The following is a 12,575-nucleotide window of genomic DNA, read 5'->3' on the forward strand; positions in this document are numbered from 1 at the left end:
CCTCAGGCGGCCCGGGACGGCCGGAAGTCGCAGAGCAGCAGGGCGGAGTCGTCGTCGGGGCCGCTTCCCGTGTACTCCCGGACGTCGGCGCGCAGCCGGGTCAGCGCCCGTTCCGGGCAGGTCGGAGCGAGCAGGGCCGGGGCGCGGTCGGCGAGCGGGTAGAAGGCGCCGGAGTCGTCGCGGGCCTCGGTCAGGCCGTCGGTGCAGAACAGCAGCCGGTCGCCGTCGCGCAGGTGCAGCACGGTCGGCCGCGGGGCCGGGGCACCGGTCAGCGCGGACAGCCCGAACGGCGGTGCCGGGTCCAGCCGCGGCAGCAGCGGTGCGGACCCGCCCGCCCGCAGCAGCACCGGCGCCGGGTGGCCGTGGTCCAGCAGCACCGTGCGACCGTCCTCCCGGACGTCGGCCAGCAGCGCGGTGACGAAGCGGTCCCCGGCCGTCTGTTCGGCCAGTGCCCGCTCGACCCGCGCCGCGAGGGAGGTGAGGTCCGGCGCGTCCGGCGCCGCGGCGCGGAACGCGCCCAGCACCACGGCCGCCGCGCTCACCGCCTCCAGGCCCTTGCCCTGCACGTCCGCGACCAGGACGCGCACCCCGCCCGGCACCGGCACCGCCTGGTACAGGTCGCCGCCGACCCGGGCCGTCCGGTGCGCCGAACGGTACGAACCTGTCAGTTCCAGCGGCCCCAGCCGGGGCGGCAGCGGCGGCATCAGCACGTTCTGCACCGTCTCCGCGACCGCCCGGACGTCCACCAGTTCCCGCTCCGCCCGGCGCCGGGTCGCCGACACCCAGCACGCGGCGAGCGCCGTGAACACCACTCCGGCCAGCGCGACCCACACCCGGCTGTGCCCCCACAGCCCGTCCCACACCGCGACCAGCAGCACCAGGACCGTGCCCAGCAGCGCCGACCCGAGCACCGTGCGCGGCGAACCCCGCCCGGCCGCCAGCGCCGGACCCGCCGCGAACAGCGGCAGCAGCCCGAAGTCCGGGCCCAGCAGGACGTCCGCCAGGGCCACCAGCAGCATCGCGGCGACCGGGGCCGCCCACGGCCTCATCCAGCGTGGGTGGCCCGGCCGGACGGTGGTCGGTTGCACGGCACTGTCTCCTCTCGCGGGTCCTCCCGGAGCGGCCGGCACCTCCCGCCCCGGTGGCGCGACCGCACGTCGCACGGGGGTCGGACCACCGACGGTAACGACCGCGCGGGAGTCGCCGGTAGGGTCCTTCGCCCCGCCCCGCCGGGCACCGGTCTCCTTACCGGTCGGTGACGTCGCCGTCCGCCTGCGCCGTTCCCGGGCCGGGCGTGGGTAGCGTCGCGGGGCATGAGGATCCTGGTGACGGGCGGGGCCGGTTTCGTCGGCTCCGCGGTGGTGGGTGCGCTGCTCGCGGGCGGCCACGAGGTGCGGGTGCTGGACGCGCTGCTGCCGGCGGTGCACCCGTCGGGGCTGCCGTCGGCGGTGCCCGCGGGCGCGGAGTTCCGGCACGGCGACGTGCGGGACGCGGCGGCGGTGGAGGCGGCGCTGGACGGGGTGGCGGCGGTCTGCCACCAGGCGGCGATGGTCGGGCTGGGGGTGGACCTGGACGACGCCCCCGCCTACGCCGGGTGCAACGACCTGGGCACGGCGGTGCTGCTGTCGGCGATGGCCCGGCGCGGGGTGCGGGACCTGGTGCTGGCCGGGTCGATGGTGGTGTACGGCGAGGGCGCGTACCGGTGCGGGGCGCACGGGCCGGTGGCCCCCGGGCCGCGCCGGGCGGCGGACCTGGACGCGGGGCGCTTCGAGCCGCCGTGCCCGGTGTGCGGCGAACCGCTGCTGCCCGGCCTGGTCGGCGAGGACGCCCCGGCCGACCCGCGCAACGTGTACGCGGCCACGAAACTGGCCCAGGAACACCTGGCCTCCGCCTGGGCCCGTGCCTGCGGGGGCCGGGTCCTGGCGCTCCGCTACCACAACGTGTACGGGCCGGGGATGCCGCGCGACACCCCGTACGCGGGGGTCGCCTCGCTGTTCCGCTCGGCGCTGGCGCGCGGCGAGGCACCGCGGGTCTTCGAGGACGGCGACCAGCGGCGCGACTTCGTCCACGTCACGGACGTGGCGGCGGCCAACGCGGCGGCCCTGGCCGCCCTCCCCGACCGGCCGCCGGGCAGCGCGCGGGCGTACAACGTGGGCAGCGGGGACGTCCGGACGGTGGGCGACCTGGCCCGGGCGCTGGCATCGGCGTACGGCGGCCCGGCCCCGGTGGTGACGGGCGAGTACCGGCTGGGCGACGTCCGGCACGTGACGGCGGACTCCGGACGGCTCCGCACCGAACTCGGCTGGCGGCCCCGGGTGGCGTTCGAGGCGGGGGTGGCCGAGTTCGCGGCCGCCCCGCAGCGGGCCTGACGGCCGGGCGGGGCGGGGGGCCGGGCGGGCGCCGGGCCGGGGCCGGACCGGGCCCGCCGTTTTCCGGGGCGGGGGACGGGGCGCGGTGCGGCCGTCAGGGGCGGCGGGTGGTCGGGAGGCTGATCTCGAAGCAGCAGCCGCCGTCGACGTTGCGCACCCGGGCCCGGCCGTCGTGGGCCTCGACGATGCCGCGGACGATGGCGAGGCCGAGGCCGGCACCGCTGTCGGCCGTGTCGGGGGTGCCGGGGGCGGCGGGGCGGGGGGTGCGGGCGGGGGTGCCGCGCCAGCCGGTCTCGAAGACCCGGGGGAGGTCGGGTTCGGGGATGCCGCCGCAGCCGTCGGTGACGGCGAGGACGACGGCGTCGGCCTCCCGGCGGGTGGAGACGGCGACCAGGCCGTCCGGCGGGGTGGCGCGGATCGCGTTGACCAGCAGGTTGCCGATCACCCGGGTGATCTCCCGGGGGTCGGCCTCGACGGGCGCGGGTTCGACCCGGCGGCCTTCGAGGCGCACGCCGCGCTGCCGGGCAAGCGGGTGGGCACCGGCCAGCGCGTCGTCGACCAGGTCGTGCAGCGAGACCCGGGAGAGGGTGAGGGAGAGCGCGCCGGCCTGGATCCGGGAGAGTTCGAACAGGTCGTCGACCATGCCGGTGAGCCGCTCGACCTCGGTGCGGATCCGGGCGAGGTAGCGCTCGGGCTGTTCGGCGACGCCGTCCTCCAGGGCCTCGGCCATCGCGCGCAGGCCGGCCAGCGGGGTGCGCAGGTCATGCGAGATCCAGGCGATGAGTTCCCGCCGGGAGGCGTCCAGGGCCCGTTCGCGGTCCCGGGATTCGGCCAACCGGGCGCTGGTGGCGGCGAGTTCGGCGCTGACGGCGGCCAGTTCCCGGCCCAGCGGCCGGTCCGGCGGGGTGAACCCGGCGTCGCCGCCGACGGTGCGGGCGGCCACCGCCAGGGCCCGCCCGCCCGCGGTGACCTGGCGGCCCAGCAGTGCGGCGGTGAGCAGCGCGACCACCGAGGCCATCGCCAGGACGGTGCCGACCACGCCGAGGTCGTGGTGGGAGAGGAACATCGCCTGGGCGACCGCGAACGTCCCGGAGGTGACGGCGAGGACGCTGACCCCGGCGACGGCGAACAGGGTGAGCGCCAGCGAGCGGCGGCGCAGCAGGCGCAGTGCGGCCAGGCCGAGCAGTCCGGCGGCGGCGGCGCCGAGCGCGGCGAACAGGGCGATCAGCAGCAGGTCCTTCACGCCGCACCGCCCCGCGCGGAACCGGCCGGGCCGGTCGGGCCGGTCGCGCCCGTCGGGCCGGTCGGCTCGGTCGGGTCCGTCGGGCCGGTCGGCGCGGCCGGGTCGTAGCGGTAGCCGACGCCCCAGACGGTGCTGATCAGCGCGGGCGCGCCGGGGTCGTCCTCGATCTTCTCGCGCAGGCGGCGGACGTGGACGGTGACGGTCGACAGGTCGCCGAAGTCCCAGCCCCAGACCCGCTGCATCAGCTCCTGCCGGGAGAAGACCGTCGCGGGGTGCCGGAGCAGGAACGCGAGGAGGTCGAACTCGCGGCTGGTGAGCGGGAGTTCGCGTCCGGCCCGGTGGGCGCGGCGGGCCCGGTGGTCGAGCGCCAGATCGCCGGAGCGCAGGGGCCCGGACGCGGCGGGGGCGGGGGCGGTGCGGGCGCGGCGCAGGATCGACTGGACGCGCAGGACGAGTTCGCGCGGGCTGAAGGGCTTGGTGACGTAGTCGTCCGCGCCGAGTTCGAGCCCGAGGACGCGGTCGGCCTCGTCGCCCTTGGCGGTGAGCAGCACCACCGGCAAGTCGGGCCGGTCCGGGCGGGCGCGCAGGCGGCGCAGCACCTCCAGGCCGTCCAGGCCGGGCAGCATCAGGTCGAGGACGAGCAGGTCGGGCCGGTGGCGGGCGGCCAGGTCGAGCCCGCTCGGCCCGTCCTCGGCCCGGTCGACCAGGTGCCCGGCCCGGGTGAGGTAGCCCGCCACCACTTCGCCGACGGTCGGGTCGTCGTCGACGACCAGGATGCGGGCGGGCTCCGGCGGATCGGCGGGAGCGGGGACGGGAGCGGGGCCGTGGTTCACCCGCCCGAGGATACGAGCCCTCCCCCGCCGACGGCCCCGGCCCGGGCCCTCGTTCGGGTTCCGTAAGATCCGCCGCCCGAACGGATCGCCCGAACAGGTCGCCGGGGGGATCGGTCGGCCGGCTCCGCGCCGACCGGTTCCCCGACGCCACCCGCTGGTTGCCGTCCCGCGCGGCTCCGCGCCGCGCGGCTCCCCTGCGCCGTACGACTTCCGTAAGGGCGTGGTTCGGCCGTGGCGGGGGCGGGCGTGGTTAGCGTGGCGGGCGTGACTCCTCCTCTCCTTCCGTCTCCCCTGCTCCCGTCCTCGGTGGACGTGGTGCTGCCCTGCCTGGACGAGGCGCGGGCGCTGCCCTGGGTGCTGGGCCGGATGCCGGCCGGCTGGCGGGCGATCGTGGTCGACAACGGTTCGCGGGACGGCTCGGCGGAGCTGGCCGCCTCGCTGGGGGCGACGGTGGTGGCGGAACCGCGCCGGGGTTTCGGCGCGGCCTGTCACGCCGGGCTGCTGGCGGCCGACGCCGAGTTGGTGTGCTTCCTGGACTGCGACGGCTCGCTGGACCCGGCGCAACTGCCCCGGGTGGTCGGGCCGGTGGCGGCGGGCGCGGCCGATCTGGTGCTGGGGCGGCGGCGGCCGGTCTCGTTCGGGGCGTGGCCGCCGCACGCCCGGTTGGCGAACCTGGTGCTGGCCCGGCGGCTGCGCGCGGTGACGGGGGCCGGGCTGCACGACCTCGGGCCGATGCGGGCGGCGCGCCGGGAGCGGCTGCTGGCGCTGGGGCTGGGCGACCGGCGCTCGGGCTACCCGCTGGAGACGGTGCTGTCGGCGTCGGCGGCGGGGATGCGGATCGCCGAGGTGCCGGTCGACTACCGGCCGCGGGCGGGCCGTTCGAAGGTGACCGGGACGGTCCGCGGGACCCGGCAGGCGGTGCGCGACATGCGGAAGGTGCTCGCGGCCGTGCCGCCGACCCTGCTGGTGATCGCCAAGGCGCCGGTGCCGGGCCGGGTGAAGACCCGGCTGATCCCGGCGTTCGGCGCCGAGCGGGCCGCCGGGCTGGCCGAGGCGGCCCTCGCCGACACCCTGGCCGCGCTGTCGCTGGCCCCGGCCGGACGGCGGCTGCTGGTCCTGGACGGGGCGCCGGGCCGGTGGCTGCCGCCGGGCTGGGAGGTGGTGCCGCAGTGCGCGGGCGGCCTGGACCGCCGGCTCGCCGCCGCCTTCGCCCACGCCGCCCGGCTGGCGCCGCACGCCCCGGCGCTGCTGGTCGGCATGGACACCCCGCAGCTGGACCCGGCCGTCCTCGCCGCGCCGCTGTCGGCCGCGCGGCGTCCGGGCGTCGACGCCTGGTTCGGCCCCGCGGAGGACGGCGGTTTCTGGGCCCTCGGCCTGGCCCGCCCGGACGCCCGCCTCGCGGCCCGGCTGCTGCACGGCGTGCCGATGTCGACTCCCGGCACCGGCCGGGACGTCCGGGACCGGCTGCGGGCCGCCGGTCTGACGGTCGGCGAGCTGCCGCCGCTGCTGGACGTGGACGGCCCGGACGACGCCGCCCGGGTCGCCGCGCTGGCGCCCGGCACCCGGTTCGCCGCCCGGCTGCGCGAGTGCGGGACCGCCCCCGGACCGGCCGTCCGGTGAACGCCCGCCCGGCGGGCGCGGCCCCCTCCCCCGCACCCGGCGTCGACACCGCCGCGCCCCGGGTCGCCGCCGAGCCCTGGGTCGACGACCCGTTCGGGCGGGCGGTGCGGGCCGGGCGGGGGCCCTTGTGGCTGCGGCGGGCGGACGGTTCGCGGCTGGTGCTGGAGGTGGAGCGCTGGTGCGCGCCGGTGGCCGGGGCCGACCACGGGCTGGTGCTGCGCTGCCTGGGCCTGTCCGCGCCGGTGCTGGACCTGGGCTGCGGGCCGGGTCGGCTGGTGGCGGCGCTGTCCGAGGCGGGCGTGCCCGCGCTCGGGGTGGACATCTGCGCGGCCTCGGTGGAGCGCACCGCGGGGCTGGGCGGTCTCGTGCTGCGCCGTTCGGTGTTCGACCGGCTGCCCGCCGAGGGCCGTTGGGGCGGCGTGCTGCTGGCCGACGGCAACCTCGGCATCGGCGGCGACCCGGCGGCCCTGCTGGCCCGGGCGGGCGCGCTGCTCGCCCCGGGCGGGCTGCTGCTGGTGGAGACCGCGGCGCAGGAGGTGGACGAGGTCGCGGACGTCCGGGTGGAGGGCCCGGACGGCGCCGGTCCGCCGTTCCCCTGGGCCCGCTGCGGGCCCGCCGCGACGCTGCGGCACGCCCGGGCGGTCGGCCTGGAGCAGGCCGAGCGCTGGGTCTCGCACGGCCGCTCGTTCCTGGCGCTGGCCCGCCCCTGACGTCGGGTCACCCGGCGGCGGGCCGGTCAGTGGCGGGCCGATCAGCGGCGGGTCACCCGGCGGCGGGCCGGTCGGTGGCGGGCCGGTCGCGCTCCGTCCACTGCGGATGCTCGCGCTCGGCCCACTCCCGGTCGACGGTGCCGGTGCGCATGCCGCGCCGGGCCTCCGGGTCCTGGTGGGCCATCCGCAGGTGGCCGAGCACCACCACGGCGACGGCGAGCGCGAACCAGTCGTGGACGAAGGTCGCGCCGGTGCGCCACACGGCGGGGGCGAGGCCGGTGAACCACATCAGCAGGCCGGTGCCGAGCATGACCAGGGTGGTGCCGAGCGTCCACTGCGCGTACAGCTTCTGCCCGGCGTTGAACTTCCCGGCGGGCCGGGGCCCGAGTCGGCGGCGGCGCACGGTGTGCAGCCAGGTGCGGTCGGCGGCGGTGAAGCGGCCGAGGCGGACGGCGTCGCGGCGCATCGCCCGGGAGGCGAGGGAGAGCAGCAGCGGGACGGGCAGCAGCAGGCCGCACCACTCGTGCAGCCCGGCCACCAGGCGCCGGCGGCCGACGAGTTGGGCCAGCGGCGGCAGGTAGAGGCAGGCGGCGGTGGCCAGGCAGGTGAGCATCAGCGCGGCGGTGGCGCGGTGCGTCCAGCGCTGGGCGCGGGTGAAGCGGGGGCGGCGGTCAGCCGGTGGGTGCATCGTCGCGTCCGTTCGATCGGCCGACCCAGGCGTCCACGTCGTAGCCGAGCCGTTCCCAGTAACCCGGGCGGACGGCGTCGGTGACGGTGATCGAGGACAGCCACTTGGCGGACTTGTAGAAGTACATCGGGGCGACGTACAGGCGGACCGGGCCGCCGTGCGCGTGGCCGATCGTCTGGTCCTGCATCCGCAGCGCCACCAGGACGTCGTCGCGGCGGGCCTGGTCCAGCGTCAGGCTCTCGGTGTAGGCGCCGTCGAAGCAGCCGAAACTCACCGCGCGGCCCTCCGGCCGCACCCCGGCCGCCTCCAGCAGCGCGGACAGCGGGACGCCCTCGAACGGGGTGGCGGGCACCCGCCAGCCGGTGACACACTGCACGTCGTGGACGATCCGGCGCTGCGGCAGGGCCCGCAGGTCGGCCAGCCGCAGGGTGGTGGGCCGCTCCACCAGGCCGTCGACGGTGAGGGTGTAGTCGGCCTCACCGCGTTCGGGCACCGAGGCGGTCACCGAGTAGTAGCGGAACCCGCCCCCGCCGGGCAGCAGCCCGCTCAGCCCAGTCGGGTCGTTGCGGGCCAGGGTGTCCTGGGCGCGTTGCAGCCACGGGCCGACCGCGACCCCGGCGGCGCCGAGGCCGAGCAGGCCGAGCACCACCCGGCGGCCGACGGGGGTGCCGCGGGCTCCGTCGCCGTTCTCGTCATCGCGGGTGTCGTTGTCGTCGTCCACGGGGTGATTCGACCAGGCGGGGCCGCCGTTGCCCAGGGGCGCGGGCGGGCCGTCAGACTTCCGTCATCTGTGCGCGCACCGGCCGCGGCCACCGTCCGGCCCGCCGCGCGGACACCGCCGCGATCACCAGCAGGGCGGCGCCGTAGGCGAGTTGCTGCGTCCGGCCGCCGCCGGCCAGGTACAGCAGCTGCCCGGCGGCGGGCACCGCCAGCCACTCCCAGCGGCCGTCGAGAGCGACCAGCGCCACCACCAGCAGCCCGTACCAGGGGTAGCCGGGGGCGGCCAGCAGCAGCGCCCCGCCGGTCACCAGCAACGCGCCCCGCCAGGGCCGCCCCGGGTCACCGTGCCGCAGCACCCGCCACACCAGGGCGGCCAGCAGCGCCGCCCCGGCCCACGGCGCGAACCGGTCGGGCAGCACCAGGCGCAGCAGCCCGAACCGGTCGAGGTGCCCCTGCTGGTAGCCCTCCTCCCGCAGGTAGCCGGGCAGGTAGCCGAACACCCCGGCCCCGGACGCCGCCACGTACGGCAGGTAGCAGAGCACGAACACCCCGGCGGCGGCCACGAGCAGCGCCAGGGCGGCGGCAGGCCGCAGCGCACCCCCGGCGGGTCGACCGGAGGTCGCCGGGGCAGGCGCGCCCGAGTCCGGGACCGGCGCGGCGGACAGACGGGCCGGGAACCGCGCCGGGGAGGGGACGGCCTGCCGCAGCCCGGACCGGAGCCGCAGCCGCAGCGCACCCCCGGCGGGTCGGCCGGAAACTCCCGGACCAGGCGCGCCCGAGTCCGCGACCGGCGCGGCGCCGGACGGGCGGGGGGAGAGGACGCCGGAGAGGGCGCCGGGTAGGGCCAGTGCGGGGAGGAGCTTCACCGCCGTCGCCGCGCCCAGGGCCGCGCCGGCCGACACCGGCCGGGTGCGGGCCGCCCAGGTCAGGCCGGCCACGGTCAGCAGGGCGCCCAGGGTGTCGACGTGGGCGTCGTTGACGGCCCAGACCGCGACGCCCGGGCACCAGGCCCAGAGCGCGGCCCGCCGCCGTCCGCCCGTCGCCGTGAGCAGCAGGGCGGTGGTCGCCACCGCCAGGGCCGCCCCGGCCGCCTGGGCGACCCGGACGCCGTCGCCGAAGGGGCGTTGGAGGAGGAACCACGCCTCGGCCAGCGGCGGGTAGACGGTGTGCACGGCGGGGCGGTTGATCCGGGTGCAGGCGCCGTCGGCGGTGCGCCGTTCGTCCCACTCGGCGCAGCCGTCGCCGACCGGGAACCGGCCGGGGTCGCGCAGCCGGGTCAGGGCCGGGTCCTCGGGGGTGTGCGCGTACGGGGAGACGCCCGCGGCCTGCACCTTGCCGTCCCAGCCGTAGCGGTAGGCGTCGTCGCTGGTCCGGGGCGGGGCGAGCAGGCCGGTCGCGGCGACCAGGACGCCGCCGGCCAGCACCAGCCGGGTCACCTGTCGGGCCGGTACCCGGCGCAGCAGGAGCAGGGCCGTCGCGAACAGGGCGGCGTCGGCGGCGTACCAGCCGTACAGCGGGGTCCGGTCGCCGAGGGTGCCGCCGGTGGTGAAGGTCAGCGCGAGGCAGCCGGCCAGGGCGGTGACGGCGAGGGCGCAGGGCAGGGCGGGGCGTGCGGTCACCGCCCCACCCTCGCAGCTCGGGGCGTCCGGGGGGCGGCGGCGCGGGGTGCCGTCCGGATTCCGTAAGCATCCGCCGAGCACCCGTCCCGGACGGCCGCCCCGAACACCCGTCCGGTCGCGGGCCGTCGGACCGGGCCGTTCGGATTCCGTAAGCACGTCGCAGCGCCGCCGGGGCGGCCGGGCGCGCTTCGATGGGCCCGTGGACTCCGACCCCTCCCCCGCCCGGCGGCGCTTCGACCCGCCGCTGCCCGTCCCGCCCGCCGTGCTGCGGCGCGGCCCGTTCCGTCCGGGCGCGTTCCGCTCCGCCGCGCACGAGCCGCGTACCGCGGTGGTGCTCGGCCGGTGGCTGGGCGCGGCGCTGCTGCTGTGCTTCGCGACCGGTCTGGTCAGCCACCTGCTCCAGGACCCGCCCGGCTGGCTGGCACCGCGGCTGCCGTCCCGCCCGGTGAACGGCTACCGGGTCACCCAGGGGCTGCACGTGGTCTCCGGGCTGGCGGCGATCCCGCTGACCGGCGCGAAGCTGTGGACGGTGTACCCGCGGCTGTTCGCCTGGCCGCCCGCGCGGAGCGTGCTGCACCTGCTGGAGCGGCTGTCGATCGCGCTGCTGGTCGCGGCGGTGCTGCTGGAGCTGTTCACCGGGCTGCTGAACACCCTCCAGTGGTACCCGTGGCCGTTCCCGTTCCGGCAGACCCACTACTGGACGGCGTGGACGGCGGTCGGCGCGCTGCTGGTCCACCTGGCGGTCAAGGCGCCGGTGATCGCCGCGCACTGGCGCCGGGCCGCCGCCGTCCCGCTGCCCGGGCGGCGGGCGGTGCTCGCGGCGACGGCCGCCGCCGTCGGCGCGGTCACCCTCACCACCGCGGGCCAGACCGTGCCGTGGCTGCGCGCCCCGGACCTGTTCGCCCCGCGCCGCCCGGGCGCCGGGGGGCAGGCGCTGCCGGTGAACCGCACCGCCGCGCAGGCCGGGACGGGCGCCGTCCCGGCCGACTGGCGGCTGGCCGTCGACGGCCCGGCCGGCTACCGGATCGGCCTGGCCGAACTGCGCGCCCTGCCGCAGACCACCGCCGAGCTGCCGATCTCCTGCGTGGAGGGCTGGAGCGCGAACGCCCGCTGGACGGGCGTGCGGCTGACCGACCTGCTGCGCCGGGCCGGCGTCCCGGCCGGGTCGGCGGTGCGGATCACCTCGCTGGAGGAGGAGGGGCCGTACCGGGTCACCGAGATGCCCGCCGGGTACGCCGACGACCCGCTCACCCTGCTGGCGCTGGCCCTGGACGGCCGCCCGCTGACGCCCGACCACGGCTTCCCGGCGCGGATCGTCGCGCCGAACCGGCCCGGGGTGCTGCAGACCAAGTGGGTCGCCCGGATCGAGGTGGTCTGAGGTGCGGATCTTCCGCGGCGCCCTGCTGCTCGGCGGCCTCGCCCTGCTCGCCTGCGGGCTGACCGGCCTGCTGACCGACCCGTACGTGACCGGCCCGCTCGGCGTCCTGCTGTGGGCGGCCGGGCTGCTGGTGCTGCACGACGGGCTGTGGCTGCCGCTGGTGTGCGCGGTCGGCGCGGCCGTGGCGGGCCGGCCGGTGCTGCGCGGCTGGCTGGTGGTGGTGGCGGCGGTGGGCGCGGTGGCCGTCCCGGCGGTGCTGCGGGCCGGGGACGACCACGGCAACCCGACCCTGCTGCCGCTGCCCTACCTGCGGAACTGGCTGCTGTTCCTGGCGGTGGGCGCGGCCGTGGCCGCGCTCACCGCCGTGGTCCGACGGGGGGTCAGGAGGGCACGCCGGGCAGGCCGGTGACCAGCCCGTCCAGGGCGTGCGAGCACGGGCAGTGCCGGACGGCGGGCAGTGCCTCCAGGGCCCCGAACAGGACGGTGCGCAGGCGCTCGACGTTGTGGGCGAAGACCTCCAGCACTTCGGCGTGGGTGACGCCCTCGCCGCTCTCGACGCCCGCGTCCAGGTCGGTCACCAGGGCCAACGAGGTGTAGCAGAGGCCGAGTTCGCGGGCCAGGACGGCTTCCGGGTGGCCGGTCATGCCGACCACGGACCAGCCGCTGGCGGTGAACCAGCGCGACTCCGCCCGGGTGGAGAAGCGCGGGCCCTCGACCACCACCAGGGTGCCGCCGTCCACGGGCTCCCAGGCGAGGTCGCGGGCGGCGGCCAGGGCGGCGGCGCGGCCGGCCGGGCAGTAGGGGTCGGCCATCGAGACGTGGACCACCTCGGGCACCGAACCGTCCGGCAGTATCCGGCCGTCGTAGTAGGTCTGCGCCCGCCCGGAGGTGCGGTCGACGAACTGGTCCGGCACCAGCAGCGTGCCCGGCCCGTACTCGGGGCGCAGGCCGCCCACCGCGCACGGCGCCACCACCTGCCGCACCCCCAGCGCGTGCAGCGCCCACAGGTTGGCCCGGTAGTTGATCCGGTGCGGCGGCAGCCGGTGGCCCCGGCCGTGCCGGGGCAGGAAGGCGACCCGCCGGCCGGCCGCCTCGCCGACGAACAGGGCGTCGGACGGCGGCCCGTACGGCGTCTCCACCCGGACCTCGACGGCGTCCCCGAGCAGGGCGTACAGCCCCGACCCCCCGATCACCCCGAGCTCGGCGCTCGGGACGCCGTCGGCGCGGGGCGGGTTCTCCTGTGCAGAAGCAGTGGTCATGCCCCCCACCCTAGGGAGGGCGGGCGGCCGATCCGCCCAGGACGGCCTTACGGCTCGCTGACAGCAGCGGCGCGGGAGCCGGCCGGGACCCGGGGTGTTCCCGAAGGGCGCCCACCGGGTCTACTGTTCGGTAACA

The 12,575-nt window shown here is 78.3% G+C and carries 12 protein-coding genes and 1 pseudogene; 6 read left to right on the forward strand and 7 right to left on the reverse strand.

Annotation, left to right across the window (positions count from 1 at the left end):
• Positions 1 to 2: 2 nt before the first annotated feature.
• Positions 3 to 1,049, reverse strand: a complete 1,047-nt coding sequence (locus K353_RS04470; RefSeq protein ID WP_146616393.1) for a PP2C family protein-serine/threonine phosphatase — start codon at positions 1,047 to 1,049, stop codon at positions 3 to 5.
• A 264-nt stretch (positions 1,050 to 1,313) separates the two neighbouring features.
• Here K353_RS04470 and K353_RS04475 point away from each other — a divergent pair, with 264 nt between their 5' ends.
• Positions 1,314 to 2,369 carry an NAD-dependent epimerase/dehydratase family protein gene (locus tag K353_RS04475; RefSeq protein ID WP_111552252.1) on the forward strand — a complete coding sequence of 352 codons (1,056 nt, stop codon included), beginning with the start codon at positions 1,314 to 1,316 and terminating at the stop codon, positions 2,367 to 2,369.
• Between the two features lie 94 nt (positions 2,370 to 2,463).
• Here the strand turns inward: K353_RS04475 and K353_RS04480 are convergent, their stop codons facing one another.
• Together K353_RS04480 and K353_RS04485 are read right to left on the reverse strand one after the other, a co-directional pair.
• On the reverse strand, positions 2,464 to 3,612 hold the full coding sequence (locus K353_RS04480; RefSeq protein ID WP_111552253.1) for a sensor histidine kinase KdpD: 1,149 nt from the start codon (positions 3,610 to 3,612) through the stop codon (positions 2,464 to 2,466).
• Positions 3,609 to 4,445 (reverse strand): response regulator transcription factor, encoded by an 837-nt coding sequence (locus K353_RS04485; RefSeq protein WP_111552254.1) that lies wholly within the window; start codon positions 4,443 to 4,445, stop codon positions 3,609 to 3,611. The genes K353_RS04480 and K353_RS04485 overlap by 4 nt, the downstream gene beginning before the upstream one ends.
• 306 nt (positions 4,446 to 4,751) lie before the next feature.
• On the opposite strand from K353_RS04485, the pseudogene K353_RS35220 reads away from it, so the two are divergent.
• The 3 genes and pseudogenes from K353_RS35220 to K353_RS04495 all read left to right on the forward strand — a co-directional run.
• Positions 4,752 to 5,432 (forward strand): annotated as a pseudogene (locus K353_RS35220) (glycosyltransferase family 2 protein); the annotation flags it as partial.
• A 174-nt stretch (positions 5,433 to 5,606) separates the two neighbouring features.
• Positions 5,607 to 6,065, forward strand: a complete 459-nt coding sequence (locus K353_RS35225; RefSeq protein ID WP_370447565.1) for a DUF2064 domain-containing protein — start codon at positions 5,607 to 5,609, stop codon at positions 6,063 to 6,065.
• Positions 6,062 to 6,775, forward strand: a complete 714-nt coding sequence (locus K353_RS04495) for a methyltransferase domain-containing protein (RefSeq protein ID WP_233533368.1) — start codon at positions 6,062 to 6,064, stop codon at positions 6,773 to 6,775. Before K353_RS35225 ends, K353_RS04495 begins: the two co-directional genes overlap by 4 nt.
• Positions 6,776 to 6,827: 52 nt before the next feature.
• Here K353_RS04495 and K353_RS04500 read toward each other — a convergent pair whose 3' ends face one another.
• The 3 genes from K353_RS04500 to K353_RS35230 are packed head-to-tail and all read right to left on the reverse strand — an operon-like array spanning position 6,828 to position 9,802.
• Positions 6,828 to 7,463, reverse strand: coding sequence for a cytochrome b/b6 domain-containing protein (locus K353_RS04500; protein ID WP_111552256.1), 636 nt, complete (start codon positions 7,461 to 7,463; stop codon positions 6,828 to 6,830).
• Positions 7,447 to 8,184, reverse strand: coding sequence for a molybdopterin-dependent oxidoreductase (locus tag K353_RS04505; RefSeq protein WP_111552257.1), 738 nt, complete (start codon positions 8,182 to 8,184; stop codon positions 7,447 to 7,449). The genes K353_RS04500 and K353_RS04505 overlap by 17 nt, the downstream gene beginning before the upstream one ends.
• Positions 8,185 to 8,236: 52 nt before the next feature.
• Positions 8,237 to 9,802, reverse strand: a complete 1,566-nt coding sequence (locus tag K353_RS35230) for a glycosyltransferase 87 family protein (protein ID WP_233533369.1) — start codon at positions 9,800 to 9,802, stop codon at positions 8,237 to 8,239.
• A 244-nt stretch (positions 9,803 to 10,046) separates the two neighbouring features.
• Between K353_RS35230 and K353_RS04515 the strand changes: the two genes are divergently transcribed.
• Both K353_RS04515 and K353_RS04520 read left to right on the forward strand, forming a co-directional pair.
• Positions 10,047 to 11,180 (forward strand): molybdopterin-dependent oxidoreductase, encoded by a 1,134-nt coding sequence (locus tag K353_RS04515; protein WP_370447566.1) that lies wholly within the window; start codon positions 10,047 to 10,049, stop codon positions 11,178 to 11,180.
• A 1-nt stretch (position 11,181) separates the two neighbouring features.
• Positions 11,182 to 11,589 carry a hypothetical protein gene (locus K353_RS04520; protein WP_111552258.1) on the forward strand — a complete coding sequence of 136 codons (408 nt, stop codon included), beginning with the start codon at positions 11,182 to 11,184 and terminating at the stop codon, positions 11,587 to 11,589.
• Here the strand turns inward: K353_RS04520 and K353_RS04525 are convergent.
• Positions 11,561 to 12,439: an S-methyl-5'-thioadenosine phosphorylase gene (locus K353_RS04525; RefSeq protein WP_111552259.1), complete on the reverse strand. Its 879-nt coding sequence runs from the start codon at positions 12,437 to 12,439 to the stop codon at positions 11,561 to 11,563. The two genes, K353_RS04520 and K353_RS04525, sit on opposite strands and share 29 nt — an antisense overlap.
• Positions 12,440 to 12,575 lie beyond the last annotated feature (136 nt).

This window comes from Kitasatospora sp. SolWspMP-SS2h (assembly GCF_003259315.1).
In the GTDB taxonomy this organism is placed as follows: Bacteria; Actinomycetota; Actinomycetes; order Streptomycetales; family Streptomycetaceae; genus Kitasatospora; species Kitasatospora fiedleri.